Raw genomic sequence first — 18,306 nt, forward strand, 5'->3', positions numbered from 1 at the left:
TGAATTGTGCTTGATATTTAGCGGAGAAGAGAATGAAGTTACCCATCTATCTTGATTATGCAGCCACCACGCCGGTCGACCCGCGTGTTGCCGAGAAGATGGTTCAATACATGAGTGTTGATGGCATCTACGGTAACCCTGCGTCACGTTCCCACAAATTTGGTTGGGAAGCAGAAGAGGCCGTTGATGAAGCAAGACAACATGTGGCGGATCTAATCAACGCCGACCCACGCGAGATTGTGTGGACTTCAGGCGCTACTGAATCAGATAACTTGGCGATTAAAGGTGCAGCGCACTTTTACGGCAAGAAAGGTAAACACATCATTACAGTTAAAACTGAGCACAAAGCTGTGCTTGACACGACTCGTCAGTTAGAGCGTGAAGGTTATGAAGTAACTTACCTAGACGTTAAAGACGATGGCCTTGTTGACTTAGAAGAGTTTAAGAAAGCCCTGCGTGATGACACTATTGTTGTCAGTATCATGCACGTGAACAACGAAACGGGTGTGGTTCAAGATATCGACGCTATCGGTGAATTGTGCCGCGAGCGAAAAATCATTTTCCACGTGGATGCAGCGCAAAGCGCAGGTAAATTACCAATCGACGTGCAAAGTACCAAAGTAGATATGTTGTCTATTTCTGGGCATAAAATGTATGGTCCAAAAGGTATCGGTGTACTGTATGTTCGTCGTAAACCTCGCGTTCGCTTAGAAGCGCAAATGCACGGAGGTGGTCACGAGCGTGGTATGCGTTCAGGTACGTTACCAACACACCAAATCGTTGGTATGGGTGAAGCAGCTCGTATCGCTAACGAAGATATGGCGAAAGACAACGAACGTATTATCAGCCTCCGCGAGCGTTTGTGGGCTGGCGTTAACGATATGGAAGAAGTCTATCTTAACGGTCACGAAGAACAGCGTGTGGCGGGTATTATCAATATCAGTTTCAACTTTGTTGAAGGTGAATCATTAATCATGGCACTGAAAGATCTAGCAGTGTCGTCAGGCTCAGCATGTACATCTGCGAGCTTGGAGCCTTCGTACGTATTACGTGCTTTAGGTCGTGACGACGAGTTGGCGCACAGCTCAATTCGCTTCAGTATCGGTCGCTTCACTACTGAAGAAGAGATTGACTACACAATTGAGAAGGTTCGAGAAGGTATTGGTCGTTTACGTGACTTATCTCCACTGTGGGATATGTACAAAGACGGCATCGACCTGTCTAAAGTTGAATGGCAGGCGCACTAATTTAAGCGGGAGATTTTATTATGGCATATAGTGAAAAAGTTATTGATCATTACGAGAACCCACGTAACGTCGGTTCGTTCGAAAAAGATGATACGACTGTAGGTACTGGCATGGTAGGTGCTCCAGCTTGTGGTGACGTCATGAAACTACAGATCAAAGTTAATGAGCAAGGCATTATCGAAGATGCTAAGTTTAAGACTTACGGCTGTGGTTCTGCGATTGCATCTAGCTCACTAGTAACAGAGTGGGTTAAAGGTAAAACTGTTGATGAAGCTCAAGCGATCAAGAATACCGACATCGCTGAAGAGTTAGCGTTACCGCCAGTGAAAATTCACTGTTCAGTTCTTGCAGAAGATGCAATTAAAGCTGCGGTAAAAGACTTTAAAGATAGAAGTCAAAAGTAAACTATCAAGTAATAGCGAAATAGGTACAGGTTAATTTATGGCGATCACTTTATCAGACTCAGCAGCAGAGCGAGTAAAGTCATTCCTTGATAATCGTGGTAAAGGCATCGGGGTAAGGCTCGGTGTGACAACTACTGGTTGTTCAGGGTTGGCTTACGTTCTAGAGTTTGTAGATGAACTTAACGACGAAGATATCGTGTATGAAGATAAAGGCGTAAAAGTCATTATCGATCCCAAAAGTAAGCTGTACCTAGAAGGCACACGCCTCGAATTCGTGAAAGAAGGCTTGAACGAAGGTTTTGAGTTCGTGAATCCCAACGTAAAAGGCGAGTGTGGGTGTGGTGAGTCTTTCACCGTCTAAACGAGCTGCCTAAATTCTTTATGACTTTGTTAAATCTAAATTAAAGTTTAGTCATTTACTGGGGATAAACTCCCTCACTTTAATTTAGATTTGCCTCGTCCTAAAAAATTTATTCTAACTCGTTACTGAGTAAACTGAATCGATAAATAACTTTTCCTAAAGAATTCCTACTATGGCAAATGCGCAGCAAAATTATTTTGAATTATTCGGCCTTGAGCCGAATTTTTTCATCGATCAAAAAGATTTATCGAGTAAGTTGAAGCGCTTGTTGCAATCAGCTCATCCTGATCGTCATGCGCAAGGTGGTAGTCAGCAACAAATGTTGGCGATGCAGAAAACGACTCGATTGAATGATGCATTTGCGGTTTTAAAACACCCAGTTAAACGTGCTCAGTATTTATTACAGGTTGTGAAAGGCATTGATACGACCAAAGACCATACCGTTAATGATCCCGAGTTTTTGATGCAGCAATTAGAGCTGCGTGAAGAACTGGATAATCTCGCTCAGCAAAAAGATGCGTCTGGTTTAATGGCTTTTGCCGATAAGATTGAAACGATGGCAGAAGAGCAAGAAGCTTCATTAGGTCAACGATTTGAACAAGACGAGTGGGACATTGAGGCATTGAAAGTTTCCATTTACAAACTTCAGTTCTTGCATAAAACGTTGCATGACATTGAGATTGCTGAAGACAAAATTTTAGACTAAGTACATATTATGGCATTACTGCAAATTTCAGAACCCGGTCAAAGTACCGAACCGCATCAACACAAACTTGCGGCTGGTATTGATTTAGGAACGACAAACTCACTGATTGCTACAGTGCGTAGCGGTAAAGCAGAAACACTAGCTGACGCCAATGGAAAGCACACAGTTCCTTCTGTTGTGCACTACATGAGCGACGATAATTTTGAAGTTGGTCATAAAGCCAAAGAGCAACAAGCGATAGAGCCTGGTAATGTTATCAGCTCGATTAAGCGCCTGATGGGGCGTGGTTTAGCCGACATGGACAAAATCAAAGAGTTTAGCGCCAATCAGTTAATCGAGTCCGAATCGGGGATGCCTGGTGTGGTACTTGATAATCACGTTGAAAAAAATCCTGTCGAAGTTTCAAGCGATATATTACGAACCTTAGCTGAACGCGCTGAGCAAACCCTCGGTGGCGAATTAGGCGGCGTTGTAATCACCGTTCCTGCGTACTTTGATGAAGCGCAGCGCCAAGCGACAAAAGATGCGGCGCAACTAGCTGGGTTAAAAGTTTTACGTCTGCTTAACGAACCTACAGCTGCTGCAGTGGCTTATGGCTTAGACTCGGGTAGCGAAGGTATTCATGCGATCTATGACCTAGGTGGCGGTACTTTTGATATCTCTATTTTACGCTTACAAAAAGGCGTATTTGAAGTGTTAGCGACGGGCGGCGATAGCGCACTGGGGGGCGATGACTTTGACCGTGCCATTGCACACTACTTAGTTGAGCAAGCCAATGTGGATAGTGATGACCGCCGCGCGCATCAACTAGCGATGATTAAAGCGCGAGATATCAAAGAAGCTTTAACGGACACTGATACGGTTGAAGTGAATTTCTTAGATTGGAATGGCCAAATGAGCCGTACGCAAATTGAAGAGATTATTGCGCCTATCGTTGATAAAACATTACTTTCTTGCCGCCGTACTTTGAAAGACGCCGGTATCAAAGTTGATGAAGTCGATAAAGTTGTCATGGTAGGCGGCTCGACGCGCGTACCTTTGGTGCGTGAGAAAGTTGAGCAGCACTTTAAAGTACCGCCGTTGACGGATATCGACCCAGACAAAGTGGTCGCGATTGGTGCAGCGATTCAGGCTAACGTTTTAATCGGTAATAAGTCTGATGATGACATGCTATTGTTGGACGTGATTCCTTTATCGCTTGGTGTCGAAACCATGGGTGGTCTTGCGGAAAAGATCATTCCAAGAAATACGCCAATACCAATTGCTAAGGCGCAAGAGTTTACTACCTTTAAAGATGGTCAAACAGCCATGGCGATTCATGTGGTGCAAGGCGAACGTGAATTAGTGGAAGATTGTCGTTCACTGGCTCGGTTTGAGCTTCGTGGCATTCCGCCGATGGTTGCAGGGGCTGCGCGCATTAAAGTCACTTACCAAGTTGATGCCGATGGTTTGTTGCAAGTTCTGGCAGAAGAGACCACGAGCGGCGTTAAAGCCGATATCACCGTGAAGCCATCTTATGGCTTAAGTGATGACCAGATTACCAACATGCTTCAAAGCTCTTTCAGTCATGCTGAAGGCGATATGGAAGCAAGAATGTTGCGTGAGCAAAAAGTAGAAGCTGCGAGAGTTATAGAAGCGGTTTCTGCTGCATTGAATGAGAATGGTAAAGAACTTCTTAGCGAAGAAGAATATACTGCGATTCAATCATCGCTAGAGCAATTAAATCAGACATCTCAGGGCGACAGTATCGAGGCTATCGAGAACGCGATTGAGATAGTAGAAAAAAATAGTAATGAATTTGCTAGCCGTCGTATGGACGCTAGTATCGCCAAGGCTCTTGTGGGCCATGAAGTTGACGAAATATAGGGTAAATAAATGCCAAAAGTAATCTTTTTACCTCACGAAGAGTTGTGCCCAGAAGGCGCAGAAGTGGAAGCGGAGAAGGGGCAGTCAGTACTGGATGTCGCTTTGGACAATAAAATCTTTATTGAGCATGCTTGTGAAATGTCTTGTGCTTGCACCACGTGTCACGTGGTTGTACGCGAGGGATTTGATTCGCTTGAAGAAAGTGATGAATTAGAAGATGATATGCTAGATAAAGCTTGGGGCTTAGAGCCAGAGTCACGCTTAAGCTGTCAAGCGATGGTGGACGATGAGGATTTAGTGGTAGAAATCCCTAAGTATACCATTAACCAAGTCTCTGAGCGCCACTAGGCGTCTTTTGGTAGGAGTAGCTTATGGGCTTAAAGTGGACAGATAGTTTAGATATCGCTATTGAGTTGTATGAGAAGTTCCCTGAACAGGATCCGACTCGTATTAACTTTATGGACTTACGCAGTAAAGTCATTGAGCTTGATGAGTTTGATGATGATCCAAAGCGCAGCGGTGAGCGAATCCTAGAAGCGATTCAAGCTGCTTGGATAGAAGAGGCTGAGTAAGGCTCAGAAACGATAAAAAAGCTTAAAAATTCGCGTTTAAAGGTTGTATTTTCCGTAAAAAACAGTATTATACGCGTCTCACCAGATACGGTGAGCTTGGCGAGAAAGATAGCCAAATCAATGGGTTGCTAGCTCAGTCGGTAGAGCATCTGACTTTTAATCAGGTGGTCACAGGTTCGATTCCTGTGCAACCCACCATATTCATCCCCTCGGGGAGCAAAAAGCCGCATAGCGAAAGCTAAGCGGCTTTTTTGTGTGTGATTGATAATCTCTATAGCGCTATAAAAAATTATTACAGATTTATGGCGTTAAAGGGTTGTCTTTTTGGCTAAAGAAGGTATTATACGCGCCATCAAATGAGGCGTTGCCTTGATTGATTTGGGTTGCTAGCTCAGTCGGTAGAGCATCTGACTTTTAATCAGGTGGTCACAGGTTCGATTCCTGTGCAACCCACCATATTCATCTCTTCGGAGAGCAAAAAGCCGCATAGCGAAAGCTACGCGGCTTTTTTGTGTCTGGATGCTTTTAATCTTAAGACTGCTTATCGATTCGATAGAAGCGAGCTTCGACAATCAAGCCAAGAATTCCTAGAGTTGCAAGAAATACCGAGAATATTAAGAAGATATTGTTGGCTGTGCTGCGCTTATCTTCTAAACGTTTTGCGTGATAGTTCCTATAACCAACATCAAGCTTTTCATAAATTTCACTTCCCTGATAATTAGTCGTAATAAACGTCTTTGCAGCGGTGTTCATATCAGAGCGAGGGTCACCAGTAAATTTAAGTTGGCACTCCTGGGCACTCCTGTCTTTACTGCAGTGCGCTATCTCTTCCTCAAAAAAAACGCCAGAAGAAATATATTCCCATCGCTTATTACTCGAAAGTAGCTCTAGGTGGGCTATAAAAAAGAAGAGAACTGCAACCAGGATAAAGGTCGAACAAACGATCACCGCCGCTTTACGTTTGCCTTTAGCTAATTCGTGCTTGCTATTGGTCGCATTAGCGATAATCGGGATATGCATCAGCTTTTGGCGGACATAATCCTTATCCAAGTCTTTAATCATATCGTCCGGCGTAATTTCATAAGCGGTACACAGCTTATCGAAAATCTCCACGGAAGGGATGCTTCTATCATTCTCAAGTTTCGACAGGTAGGATTGTTCAATCCCCAGCTTTTGCGCAAATTCAGGCTGTGTCCAGCCGCTGGTTGAACGTAATGAGCGTAGCTTTTCACCAAGTGTCATTATTGTGTCTCCATGTGGTTAATTGACGCTATCATTGTTTTAAAAAGCCCTAGGAATAACCAGATGAATTGATTGGAATAACTAGGAATATACAGGAATGTTTAGGAATTTGTAGAGGTTAAAGCCAACTCTTGTCATTGCGAGGAGCACTAGCGCGACGTGGCAATCTGTTTTCATATCGTTTGAGTCATTGTTTCGCCCTACGGCGAGATACTTTCTCTGTAGCCTCGAATAGCGTAATCGAGGAGAGGAGTTAATGGTTTGATATAAAACCTCGAAGTCACTTTGTTCCTTCGAGGCTACGCTAGCTGATTTTTGCATTGAGTTGGAAAGAGAAGCCTATGATACTAGAGTGGTTACTTGGTATTCATGGAACAGTGTTTTTGAGTTAATGGGGGTAGAGTCTGACGGCTCCCCACGAAATTAATGGGGTCAGAGTACATTTTCAACCTTCCAATTAATTTTTAAGATATTAGAATGGAGGGATAAGGCTAATTGTTTTTTTGCTAAAAAACGTAATGCCATGCAGTTGGCTGTAAAAATAAAAAAGCCGCGGATTTGACTCCGCGGCTTTGAGTATAGGGCTTGGTAGAACCCTATTGCTCGAACGCTTTCTAATAATTAATAGTGCTTCGCTTGGCCTTGGCCTGTAACAACGTATTTTTCCGTTGTTAGTTGGACTAGGCCCATTGGTCCGTAGGCGTGTAGTTTACTGGTTGAGATACCAATTTCTGCACCTAGACCAAGTTCGCCACCGTCTGAGAAGCGTGATGAAGCGTTAACCATCACAACAGACGAGTTGATGCGTTTTACGAATTCGTTACCACGGTCGATATCTTTAGTGACGATGACTTCAGTGTGGCTTGAGCTGTGATTTTGAATATGCTCAATAGCTGCTTCGTAAGAGTCAGCTTGTGACACACTCATGGCTAGGCTCAAGTATTCGTTGTGGTAGTCTTCAGGGTTTGCAACTTCGGCGTTATCCAACTTGCTGGCAGAGTCTTTGTCTGCTTTGAACTGGATGCCGAATTCGTTGCCTAGTGCGTTGACACGCTTAAGGAATTCTTCAGCGATGTCTTTGTGGATCACTAAACTTTCTAGCGAGTTACAAACGCCTGGGCGCGATACTTTACCGTCTTTAAGCAATTTCTCTGCTTTGTCTAAGTCAGCATATTTGTCGACGTATAAGTGGCACACGCCTTTAAAGTGCTGAATCACTGGAATCTTACTGTTGTCCGTTACCGCTTGAATCAAGCGCTCGCCACCACGTGGGATCACGAGATCAATGGTGTCACGGAACTGGAGCAGGTGATTCACAGCTGAGTGGCTTTGTGAAGGCACGATGCAGACCATTTCTTTGCTGAATCCACACGCTTCAATCGCTTGGTGCCAGCAGTCGATAATGGCGTTGTTTGAGTGCCATGCTTCTTTACCGCCACGCAGAATAACCACGTTACCGGATTTTAGCGTTAACGCTGCTGCTTCAACGGCAACGTTTGGACGCGCTTCATAAATCATTAGTACGACGCCTAGTGGAATACGCATCTTAGCGACACGGATGCCGTTAGGGCGTAGGGTGCTTTCACCCATCTCACCCACAGGATCGGCCAGGTTCATCACGTTATGCAGGGCGCTAACCATGCCGTCGACACGCTCTTCGTCAAGCAATAGACGGTCGACCATAGCGTCTGACAAGTCGTTTTCTTTAGCGTACTCAATGTCTTTTTTGTTCGCTTCAAGAATCTGTGCTTGGTTGGTCTTCAGCTGTTTTGCCATCGCAGCAAGCACGTCGTTCTTTTGGCTACTGGTTAATGTAGCAAGAGTTTTCGCCGCTTCTTTCGCACGAAGGGTTAAATCATATAACTCTTGCTGTTCTTGATCTTCAAATGAATTCTCTTTCATGTTCATAATTACTCCTAAAAATCTCCTACGCGACTTCTACTTCGTCTTTCTCAGCGGTGTTGCGAACTAATGTACCTGGGTTCTGATTACTGAATAGACGCATGTAACTTTCGTTTGTACCGTTACAAATAATCGTATCAATACCATTCTCCGAGGCGAACTTCGCAGCTTTAAGCTTGGTACGCATACCACCAGTACCTTGTGCGCTGGTGCTTTGCTTACCCATCGCTAGAGCTTCTTCGCTGATGCCTTCAAATTGATTCACTAATTCGGCGTCTGGGTTTACTTTCGGGTTGTCATCGTAAACACCGTCGATGTCACTACAAATAATCAGTAGATCCGCATCTGTTAGTGCTGCAACTTGTGCAACGAGGTTATCGTTGTCACCAACCGTGAGCTCTTCCGTCGCTACCGTATCGTTTTCGTTCACAATCGGTAGGGCGCCGAGTTCTTCAAGTGTTTTGAATGTATTACGTGCGTTTTGAGCACGCTCAGGATTTTTAATGTCTGCTGAAGTTAGTAATACCTGGGCTACAACATCGTCAAAGAAACGTTGCCAGTGAGCGACGACCATAGACTGACCGACAGCTGCAAGAGGCTGCTTCTCTTTACGAGTAAGTTTGTCGTAATCAGGCTTTAGCAAGTTGAAACCTGCTGCTACGGCTCCTGATGATACCAGCGTGACTTGCTTACCAGCTTTGCGGCACTTTCTAACAAAGTGGGCAATAGGTAGGCAGTACTCTGCTGAGCAGGAGTGACCGTCTGGCGCAATAAGCGCTGAGCCAACTTTAACGACGATGTTGTTGTAATTACCAAATTCGATATGTTCGAGCATGAAATGACCTTTCTCTTTTAAAGGATTAATGTATGACGAGTTAAAAGTGACGTGGCGTGCTAGAACACGTTACCCAAGCGCAAGGCTTGTTTTCTAATCTTAGACATAATCGGACTTGGCTGGCCTGAAATGCCTGCCGTGGAAAGTGTCGCTATGTCTTTTCGATTAATGTTAAGCACGGTTCGCATTATTATGATAGAGATCCTTATGTCAAATCTGACTCGAAAAAATTTTGTGAGACGCTCTGAGCGCCTATTAGCGCTTAAAACCTTATATAACTGGGGGGTATGTTGGCTCAAAAGAACACATCTTATCTCCACAGCTCGTTATATCTCAGCGATTTCACACAATTTCAAAAATAATTAGAAATAACAATAGCTTATACTAAAGATTAGAATTTCTAATGCTTTTGCCTGAGTTTAGGTTCAATGACTTATGTGAACGTATCCAGGTACCAGGGTTATAGTGATGAATAAGCTGATGGTAGGCTTCTGTTTTACCGTTGCAGATAATCGTGTCTATTCCTTCGTCACTGGCAATATGCGCCGCTGATAATTTAGTCATCATGCCTCCAGTGGCCTGTGGGTTGTGGCTCGACTGCCCTAGCTTCATGATATCGTCATTGAGCTCTTCGATGATTGGTAACAACTCAGCCTGTGGATTCGTATGAGGGTTATCATTAAAAACGCCATCAACATCACTGCAAATAAGCAGTAAGTCAGCATCGATTAATGATGCCACTTGAGCCGCTAGTCGATCATTGTCGCCAAACTTTAACTCATCTACCGCGACCGTATCGTTTTCATTAATGATCGGTAATACGCTGTACTCATGGAGTGTGAATAGGGTACGCTTGGCGTTGGCTGAGCGGTGACTGCTTTGGATATCAGCTGCTGTTAATAGCACTTGTGCCACATGTTCATCGAAGAAGCGTTGCCAGTGGTTAATGACTTTAGATTGTCCAATGGCAGCTAATGCTTGCTTTTCATTGAGTGATAAGTTGTCGTGCTTAGGCTTTAGGGTATTAAACCCAGCAGCTACAGCACCGGAGCTGATGAGCGTGACCTTTTTAGCACTGTGTTGACACTTCTTAATGAAGTTGGCGAGCGACAAGCAATATTGAGTCGAGCAGGAGTGACCATCCGGAGCGACTAAAGCCGAGCCCACCTTAATCACGATATTATTGTACTGCGTAAAATCGATGCGATTCATTTCTGTGACCTTGTGTCTTTTTTCTCTTGTTAAAGCTTTCAGTTTTTTTCAGGCAATAAAAAAGCCCGCGAAGCGAGGCTTGCGAGCTTTAATGCGTAATTAATGTCGTTTAAAGTATTTGGTTAAAGAAACTTACCTTAAACGTATTACTTAGTTGCGTGCGCAAACCTGTCTGCTTCCCAGTGGGGAAGGGCATGGGTAGACCGGGAAGGCCATTGATTAAATTTACGCTAACAACATCATTCATAGGTTAAATATCCTATAAGTGACGGTATTTGGCAATGAATAATTGGTTATATCGAGCTAGACTTTATGATCACTTAAGAAAAAGGCGCCGATTGGCGCCTTCTTATTCGTACGTTGATTAATCCATCAATTGATCAGCAAGGTAAGTATAAACTAAGGCATTTAACTTAGCTGTCTGTTCGTTGTTAGCTGCGCCGCCATGACCACCTTCAGTGTTTTCATAGTAAAGAAGATCGTGACCTTGGCTCATCATCTTGGCAACCATTTTGCGTGCGTGACCTGGATGTACTCGGTCATCACGAGTTGATGTGGTGAAGAAGATTTTTGGATAATCAACGTCTTTATGGACATTGTGATACGGCGAGTAAGTTTTAATGTAGTTCCACTCGTCTTCATTATCAGGGTTACCATATTCACCCATCCAGCTTGCGCCAGCTAATAGTTGGTTGAAACGCTTCATGTCAAGTAATGGAACCTGACAAACTACCGCTTCATACAAGTCCGGACGCATAGTGGCAACCGTACCGACCAGCAAACCACCATTACTACCGCCTCGAATACCAAGATGCTTGTTGTCAGTGACTTTGGTTTCAATCAAATGCTCAGCGACGGTAATGAAGTCGTTAAAAGCAATATGACGGTTTTTCTTTAACGCTGCTTGGTGCCATCTTGGACCGTACTCACCACCACCACGAATATTGGCTAAGGCGTAAACGCCACCTTGTTCGAGCCAGTCGATACCGACAGTTGCTGAATAACTAGGTCGTAGCGACACTTCGAAACCACCGTAACCGTACAGTAGCGTAGGGTTTTTGCCATTTAGTTTCGTGTCTTTTGCCATGACGAGGAAGTATGGAACTTTGGTTCCGTCTTTGGCTTCAGCAAATTTTTGCTCAACTTTATAAGGTGAAGCGTCAAAGAATGCTGGTAAGCTTTTCAACACGCTAGCCGAATCTTTTTCAGCATCAAAGTAATACAAGCTACTAGGCGTTAGAAAGTTCTGGTAGTTGATGAAGAAGTTATTGTGTTCATCACTGGTGCCAGTAACCGATAAAGTACCCAACTCAGGCATGTCGATCTTTTCGTGAGACCATTTACCATCTTTAAACGTATAACGGTACAACTCACTGCTCACATCTTTCAGAGTTGTAATTAATACATGGTCTTTAGTGCTCGAAACGCTAGCGATTGATGTGCTTGCATCAGGCACAAGGACCTCAGTGAAATTTTTCTTGCCTGAAATATACTCATCCATAGCAATAGAGAGTAGTGATGCTTGCTTATAGGTCTTATCGCCCACAGTCCAGTCTGACTTAAGTTCTAGCAATAATTGACCATTGATAATTCCACTAAAGCTACTGTCCTTAGGGCGGTCCAGTTTTTGTAGCCCATCGTTAGTTTTGAGGTAAATTTCGGAGGTGTAAAAGTCTAGTCCCTGGTAGATGATTTGGTATTTATCATCTCCATCATGAGCAACCATGCCAGCTACCCAGACGTCTTTTTGCTCGCCTTCAAATACCGTCTTAGCTTTTTCGATAGGCTGGCCACGTTCCCAAACTTTTACAATACGAGGGTAGCCAGAGTCCGTCATACTGCCTTCACCAAAGTCAGTGCCGACATATAGCGTGTCTTTATCAATCCAGCTTAAGTTACTTTTAGCTTCTGGGAGTTGGAAGCCATCTTTGACGAAACTTTTTGATTCGATATCAAACTCACGAACCACGGTTGCATCAGCGCCACCGCGAGATAAGTTTATTAAACAACGATCAAAGGATGGGTAGAGACAGTTAGAGCCTTTGTAAACCCAGTTCTCATCTTCTTTTTCAGCAAGTTCATCCAAGTTTAAGATGATTTCCCACTCAGGATTTTCTTTTTGGTATTCTTCAAGGGTGGTACGACGCCATAAGCCGCGAGGGTTTTCGTCATCACGCCAGAAGTTGTAAAAGTAGTCACCCATTTGACCGACGTAAGGAATACGTTCGTCTGAGTTGTATACTTCCAAGTTCTTTTCATACAGTTCTTTGTACAAAGGCTTTGACATTAAGTAGCCGAGTGACTTTTCATTTTGCTCTTCGACCCAGTTCAAGGCTTTTTCGCCACCTACATCTTCTAACCAAATGTAAGGATCATCGACTTTAGATGCTTTTTGCGTATCTTTCGCCATACTTTGTGTCATAACCCCCACCGACGCGACCGAGCCAATAAACAGGCTCGTAATCAGTCTTTTGTTCATACAATGACTCCATTTTGTTAATTAACCGACTGAGAATAGCAAAGGGCAGGGTGATGCGCTAGGATTGAAATGTTTAGAAATATTACAAAAAAATTGAGTAATAAAAAAGCGCGACACCGTTAAGTGACGCGCTTTAGTAGCAATTGTCAGTTTCGTATAATCGTTACTGAGCTTTTTGCAGATCTTCCATTACAGCTGCTAGGAAGCGAGCTGCCTCACCGCCAGTACAGGCGCGGTGATCGAAGGTTAAGGATAGCGGCAACATTTTTGCGTTAGTGATGCCTTTATCCGTTAGCTTCAACTCATTACGGAAACGGCCAGTGCCTAGAATCGCGACCTGCGGTGGCGATACCACTGGTGTGCCGTAACGGCCAGCAATTGAACCAAAGTTCGATAGAGTAATCGTGGCGTTTTGCTGATCGTCCTGTTTTAACGACTTGGTTTCAATCTTCTGGCGAAGTTCTTGAACACGAGCTCGAACATCGACCATACTCATACGGTCTGCATTGTGAACCACTGGAACGTATAAACCGTCGCCAGAATCCACTGCGATACCAACGTTGACGTTAGGGTGTAATAGACGCTCGAACTTGTCGCCATCGAACCATGCGTTAACTGCTGGAACGGCTTTAGCCGCTGTGACTAATGCGCGAACATAACGCGCTAATGAGTCAGTGCCTTTTGGCCATGCTGAGATATCCACATCTTCAACCAATGTCGTTGGAACAACGGTTGAGTGAGAGTGTGACATACCCATCGCCATCGCGCGGCGAACACCACGAACTGTTTCCGGTTTAACTTCAACGTTCAACGTTGGCAAGCCACCAGTGCTTGATGGAGTGCTCGATGTTGTTGAGCTTGTTTGTGGTTGAGCTGATTGGCTAGAAGCTGGCGCAGAGCCACCTTTAGAAGCACTCTCAACGTCATCACGCGTAATGGAGCCTTTGCGGCCTGACGCTTGGCAGTTTCCTAAATCAACACCAAGCTTACGGGCTAGTGCGCGTACTGCTGGTGAGGCTCTGTAAGCCAAAGGATTACTCGTATCGAAACCAGACTCTTGGCTCGCAGCTGGAGCTGATCCTGTCTTAGCTGTGCTAGAACCGTTTTTAGCAGCTTCACGCACATCTTTTTGCGTGATAGCGCCGTCTTTGCCAGTTCCTGTGACTTGCGTCAGGTCAACTTTTAGTTTGCGAGCTAATGCTTTAACTACTGAGTTCGTGGTTTCAGCAACAACGTTGTTACCAACTTCAACGGCGCCTACAACGGTTCCGCTGTCAGCACGCTTTTCTTCACCAGCTTCTTTTTTAGGAGCTGGCTTTTTCGAGCTAGAGCCAGAACCACCGAACTCAACTAATGGATCGCCGGTGTTGATAACATCACCAGCCTGACCGTACAACTTAGAAATCTTTGCGGCGAATGGCGAAGGAACTTCTACCACAGCCTTTGCTGTTTCCATTTCGACCATTGGCTGATCTACAGTCACGGTATCGCCTTCTTTAACTAACCAGCGAACGATTTCTGCGTCAGGTAAGCCTTCACCTAAGTCCGGTAGCATGAAAGTATCACCAACCACATCATCCGATGACGTTTCCGCTGATGCTTCTGAGTCGGAGCTTTGTGCCGGTGCAGTACTTTCTTGTGAAACGTCGTCTTCTACTGCGCCGTCACCAAAGCTGACAAGCAAGTCGCCAGTATTGATTACGTCGCCTTCTTGACCGTGTAATTTAGCGATACGACCAGCAAAAGGAGAGGGCACTTCGACCACAGCCTTTGCCGTTTCCATTTCAACCATAGGTTGGTCAACAGTTACGGTATCGCCTTCTTTAACTAACCAGCGAACGATTTCCGCATCCGGTAAACCTTCGCCTAAATCGGGTAAATTGAACTGTTTCATTTGTACTCCATAATCGTACGCACTTCGTCAAGAATTCGGTCGACGGTTGGCATATATTGTTTTTCTAAACGATAGTATGGCATAACAGTGTCGTAGCCTGAAACTCGACCAATTGGTGCTAATAAGTTCAAAATGCCTTTTTCAGCAATTTCTGCAGCAATTTCTGAGCCAACTGAGCCAGACTTTGGTGCTTCTTGAATAATACAAGCGCGGCCTGTTTTCTCAACGGATTCTAAAATCGTGTCCATATCGATTGGACTGACTGTCGCTACGTCAATAACTTCTGCATCAATACCTTCAGCGGCTAACTTCTCAGCTGCTTGAAGCGTCTCGTGCATCATAGCGCCCCACGAGATAAGCGTGATATCACTACCTTCACGGTCAACGAAACAGGCTTCTAGCGGGTATTCTTCGCCGTTATCTTCAACTTCGTGCTTAACGATACGGTAAACACGCTTTGGCTCTAAGAAAATCACCGGGTCCGGATCACGAATCGCCGCAAGCATTAAGCCATAAGCACGTGAAGGATTCGAAGGAATCACAACCTTCAAGCCGGGAATGTGTGAGAACAAAGCTTCAGTTGACTCAGAGTGGTGCTCAGGCGCGTGGATACCGCCACCATAAGGAGCACGGATAACCATCGGTTGAGTTAAACGACCGCGAGTACGGTGACGTAAACGTGCCGCGTGACAGAAAATTTGGTCAACCGCAGGGAAGATAAAGCCCATGAACTGCATTTCAGCAATTGGCTTCATGCCTTGCGCCGCCATACCAACAGCTAAACCAGCAATCATCGACTCAGCAAGAGGTGTATCAATAACGCGTTCTTTACCGTATTTTTTCTGTAAGCCGTCGGTCGCACGGAATACACCGCCGTTTTTACCCACGTCTTCGCCAAATAAAACAACGTCTTGATCATGCTCAAGCTCATACGCCATCGCTGCATTTACAGCTTCAATTAAAGTAATCGCCGCCATTATTTTGCACCTCTTTTGATAGCCGCTTCGCGCTGAGGCTTAGTTAATTCAGGAAGTTCTGCATAAAGATGATCAAACATCAATTCAGGCGTTGGCTTCGGAGCAGCTTCATAAGCTTTCACCGCAGCATCAACTTCTTTAGCAACTTCTTCTTTCATTGCTTCTTCGTCTTTATCAGACCAAGCTTTATTTTTCTCAAGATACTTGCGTAAACGAACCAGTGGTTCGTTCTTCCAAGCTTCTTCTTTGACTTTAGGATCATCGTAGCGTGACGCGTCATCCGCAGTAGTGTGGTCACATAAGCGGTAGGTGATAGCTTCAATCACTGTAGGGCCACCACCGTTACGAGCTTTCTCTAGCGCATAATTTGATGCTTCACGAACCGCAACGATATCGTTACCATCGACTTGAATACCTTCGACGCCAGCTGCGATAGCTTTTTGCGCATAAGTTTCACAAGCAGTTTGGATATCCGTTGGTACTGAGATTGCCCATTGGTTGTTGTTGATGAAGAACACCACACCAAGGTTCCAGATGCCGGCAACGTTAATGCCTTCGTAGAAATCACCCTCAGATGTACCACCTTCACCAATCTCCGTCACGACAGCACGTTTTTGTTTACGCATCTGGATCGCTTTAGCTACGCCCGAAGCGTGAATAATTTGGTTTGCGATTGGAACACAGATAGGGAAGTCTTCTTTAGCGACCGAGTAGTTCGCACCAGCTTCATCACCACCCCAATACAACAAGATCTCTTCCATGGTCACGCCATGCTTTAAAAGACCACCTGTAGAGCGGTAGTAAGGAATTAAAACGTCTTCTTTGGTCATAGCGTCACCATAACCGATACCGATGGCTTCCTGACCTAATGAGGCAGGGTAGGTACCCATTTTACCGGTACGCTGTAATGCATAAGCTTTGGCATCGAATACACGTAGTTTGTACATGTCACGATAAAGCTCACGCATAGTGTTCATGTCTTTAGCAAACTCAGGAATGTCTTTCGCAGGTTTGCCGTTAGCATCAAGATATTGATGATACTCAATCTCGAAAGAAGCAACAGTTGTAGTCGTCAAGGCTACATTCTCCTTTATTGAAGGGGGCTAAATTGATTAGATTACAAAGAGTTATCGTTTGAATCTAACCTATCCCCTAAGGTTCAATCTAATATTTAGCGACGCCGATTGTACGTATTTTTAGCGAATTTGTATAGTGAGATTTACGTTAACGTAAACTGACACTAGTTTTATTGCTAAATAAGCTGGTTTGAATAAGTAAAACTAATGCTTGGCTGAGAGCCACAGAACTCTGAAAGCCTATAAGTATAAGGGGTTAGGATGAAGTTAGTGTGACAGCTGTATAGGAAGAAGTTATCAATCTGTGGTTGAAATAAAGTGAACTAGAGAAAGTTGGAAGTACTGTGCAAGGAAACTATTCATGAAACAACATTCATCCAAGCGTTTATTGGCACTGTAATAATCACTTTTCTATGACTACCAGCCGCTCTGTCATCTTAAGAAGTTTAGGCAAAAGTACTGTTAATATCACTAGGTACGGTTAGGACGCGATTTGCGCCCTAGTACATTTAAACGAGATAAACTACTTGGTGGATAGCTTAAGTTCTACTTCGATAGTTTTATTAATGAAGTGCTCCATCATTCTTTTCAAGTCTTTTACAGGTCTCACACCGTTAGCGAACCTTTTGAGTAGGTTGTTTAGCGCTTCGTCTTTAGCAATATCTTCAGTGCTTAATCCTTGATGATGAAGCTCCATTATTCGGTTGACCCAGTTGGTGGCATTTTCTTTATAGCGCTTAAGTCCTTCAGTATTGGTTATGAAACCATGCCCTGGAACGACTGTGGTGTCTTTGTTTGCAAGCTCTAAAGCTTTATCAATGATTACAGTTTGCCCAGCAAGACCTCCAGCCCAGAACGTGGGGTACCAGTTGTTGGTGAAGCTGTCGCCCATCATAAGAACGTTGCTGTCGGGAAAGTAGACGAGGAGGTCGTTAGAGGAGTGTGAAGCAACGTTAGTGGTGACGATATTGAGATCGTTATTACTCATCTCTCCGTGAGTATGCTTAGCCGCACCAAGTTCTATGAACGATTTATTATTACCCGTGTGATCCATATGATCATGAGTATTCACCACAAGTTTTGCCGGCTTTTCTGAAATCGATTCAATGGTCGCCATTAATGACTGGTTGGATTTGGCAAGCATAGTATCAACGATGATGAGCCCATCGTTTGTTACTTTGATTCCGACATTGGAGCCGTAGCCATCAGCAAGTAATACGTAAAAGTCGTCGCTAACTTTTTCGTAAGGAATAAGGTCAACTTCCTTGGCTTCTAAAGTAATCGAGGTGAAAAATAGTAATGTTACTAGTGAGGTTTTGAACTTGCTCGGATTTAACATGAAGTTCCCTTTTTTGTGGTTTCCGTAATTTATGCGATTGATTGTATCGGTGAGAATGTTAAGAGTGGGTATGCTTATGTGTCAAAGTGTTTCTTATGAGTAAACTTTCTTTCCTTTAGACATTTTGGGGCCATTGTGTTGAGTTATTGTCATTCTGAACTTGATTCAGAATCTATAACTTTTACTCGCTCGGC

16 protein-coding genes and 2 tRNA genes are annotated in these 18,306 nt (G+C 44.2%); 9 read left to right on the plus strand and 9 right to left on the minus strand.

From position 1 onward, the window contains the following. Nucleotides 1–32 precede the first annotated feature (32 nt). From TQ33_RS04720 to TQ33_RS04760, 9 genes are all read left to right on the plus strand, one after another. Nucleotides 33–1,247: an IscS subfamily cysteine desulfurase gene (locus tag TQ33_RS04720; protein WP_046561032.1), complete on the plus strand. Its 1,215-nt coding sequence runs from the start codon at nucleotides 33–35 to the stop codon at nucleotides 1,245–1,247. A gap of 20 nt (nucleotides 1,248–1,267) precedes the next feature. Next, a complete protein-coding gene (iscU, locus tag TQ33_RS04725) occupies nucleotides 1,268–1,651 on the plus strand; it encodes a Fe-S cluster assembly scaffold IscU (RefSeq protein ID WP_046561033.1) in 384 nt (127 codons plus the stop codon). 37 nt (nucleotides 1,652–1,688) lie between these two features. Beyond that, complete coding sequence (gene iscA, locus TQ33_RS04730) at nucleotides 1,689–2,012, plus strand: iron-sulfur cluster assembly protein IscA (RefSeq protein ID WP_046561034.1); 324 nt, start codon at nucleotides 1,689–1,691, stop codon at nucleotides 2,010–2,012. A 172-nt stretch (nucleotides 2,013–2,184) separates the two neighbouring features. Next, nucleotides 2,185–2,718, plus strand: a complete 534-nt coding sequence (gene hscB, locus TQ33_RS04735) for a Fe-S protein assembly co-chaperone HscB (protein ID WP_046561035.1) — start codon at nucleotides 2,185–2,187, stop codon at nucleotides 2,716–2,718. 9 nt (nucleotides 2,719–2,727) lie between these two features. After that, nucleotides 2,728–4,584 carry a Fe-S protein assembly chaperone HscA gene (hscA, locus tag TQ33_RS04740; protein WP_046561036.1) on the plus strand — a complete coding sequence of 619 codons (1,857 nt, stop codon included), beginning with the start codon at nucleotides 2,728–2,730 and terminating at the stop codon, nucleotides 4,582–4,584. Nucleotides 4,585–4,593: 9 nt separating this feature from the next. Continuing rightward, a complete protein-coding gene (fdx, locus tag TQ33_RS04745; RefSeq protein ID WP_046561037.1) occupies nucleotides 4,594–4,932 on the plus strand; it encodes an ISC system 2Fe-2S type ferredoxin in 339 nt (112 codons plus the stop codon). A gap of 23 nt (nucleotides 4,933–4,955) precedes the next feature. Then, nucleotides 4,956–5,156 carry a Fe-S cluster assembly protein IscX gene (gene iscX, locus TQ33_RS04750; protein ID WP_046561038.1) on the plus strand — a complete coding sequence of 67 codons (201 nt, stop codon included), beginning with the start codon at nucleotides 4,956–4,958 and terminating at the stop codon, nucleotides 5,154–5,156. Between the two features lie 122 nt (nucleotides 5,157–5,278). Further along, nucleotides 5,279–5,354: transfer RNA gene (locus TQ33_RS04755), tRNA-Lys, on the plus strand. A 182-nt stretch (nucleotides 5,355–5,536) separates the two neighbouring features. Continuing rightward, nucleotides 5,537–5,612, plus strand: a tRNA-Lys gene (locus TQ33_RS04760). Nucleotides 5,613–5,687: 75 nt separating this feature from the next. Here TQ33_RS04760 and TQ33_RS04765 read toward each other — a convergent pair. The 9 genes from TQ33_RS04765 to TQ33_RS04805 all read right to left on the minus strand — a co-directional run bounded on the left by TQ33_RS04765 (nucleotide 5,688) and on the right by TQ33_RS04805 (nucleotide 18,112). Beyond that, nucleotides 5,688–6,398, minus strand: a complete 711-nt coding sequence (locus TQ33_RS04765) for a helix-turn-helix domain-containing protein (protein WP_052735204.1) — start codon at nucleotides 6,396–6,398, stop codon at nucleotides 5,688–5,690. A 621-nt stretch (nucleotides 6,399–7,019) separates the two neighbouring features. Further along, a complete protein-coding gene (locus tag TQ33_RS04770) occupies nucleotides 7,020–8,306 on the minus strand; it encodes a glutamate-5-semialdehyde dehydrogenase (RefSeq protein ID WP_046561040.1) in 1,287 nt (428 codons plus the stop codon). A 19-nt stretch (nucleotides 8,307–8,325) separates the two neighbouring features. Next, entirely contained in the window at nucleotides 8,326–9,135 is an 810-nt protein-coding gene (gene proB / locus TQ33_RS04775) for a glutamate 5-kinase (protein ID WP_046561041.1), read from the minus strand. A gap of 384 nt (nucleotides 9,136–9,519) precedes the next feature. Then, nucleotides 9,520–10,347 (minus strand): glutamate 5-kinase, encoded by an 828-nt coding sequence (gene proB, locus TQ33_RS04780; RefSeq protein ID WP_046561042.1) that lies wholly within the window; start codon nucleotides 10,345–10,347, stop codon nucleotides 9,520–9,522. A gap of 364 nt (nucleotides 10,348–10,711) precedes the next feature. Continuing rightward, the gene (locus TQ33_RS04785) at nucleotides 10,712–12,826 is read right to left on the minus strand and encodes a prolyl oligopeptidase family serine peptidase (protein WP_052735205.1); all 2,115 of its coding nucleotides are present in this window, start codon (nucleotides 12,824–12,826) and stop codon (nucleotides 10,712–10,714) included. A gap of 163 nt (nucleotides 12,827–12,989) precedes the next feature. Continuing rightward, complete coding sequence (locus TQ33_RS04790) at nucleotides 12,990–14,720, minus strand: 2-oxo acid dehydrogenase subunit E2 (protein ID WP_046561043.1); 1,731 nt, start codon at nucleotides 14,718–14,720, stop codon at nucleotides 12,990–12,992. Further along, nucleotides 14,717–15,697: an alpha-ketoacid dehydrogenase subunit beta gene (locus tag TQ33_RS04795; protein ID WP_046561044.1), complete on the minus strand. Its 981-nt coding sequence runs from the start codon at nucleotides 15,695–15,697 to the stop codon at nucleotides 14,717–14,719. Before TQ33_RS04795 ends, TQ33_RS04790 begins: the two co-directional genes overlap by 4 nt. Then, complete coding sequence (pdhA, locus tag TQ33_RS04800; protein ID WP_046561045.1) at nucleotides 15,697–16,773, minus strand: pyruvate dehydrogenase (acetyl-transferring) E1 component subunit alpha; 1,077 nt, start codon at nucleotides 16,771–16,773, stop codon at nucleotides 15,697–15,699. The genes TQ33_RS04795 and pdhA overlap by 1 nt, the downstream gene beginning before the upstream one ends. A 523-nt stretch (nucleotides 16,774–17,296) precedes the next feature. Beyond that, on the minus strand, nucleotides 17,297–18,112 hold the full coding sequence (locus tag TQ33_RS04805) for an MBL fold metallo-hydrolase (RefSeq protein ID WP_046561046.1): 816 nt from the start codon (nucleotides 18,110–18,112) through the stop codon (nucleotides 17,297–17,299). Nucleotides 18,113–18,306 lie beyond the last annotated feature (194 nt).

The organism is Kangiella geojedonensis (genome assembly GCF_000981765.1).
Taxonomy (GTDB): Bacteria; Pseudomonadota; Gammaproteobacteria; order Enterobacterales; family Kangiellaceae; genus Kangiella; species Kangiella geojedonensis.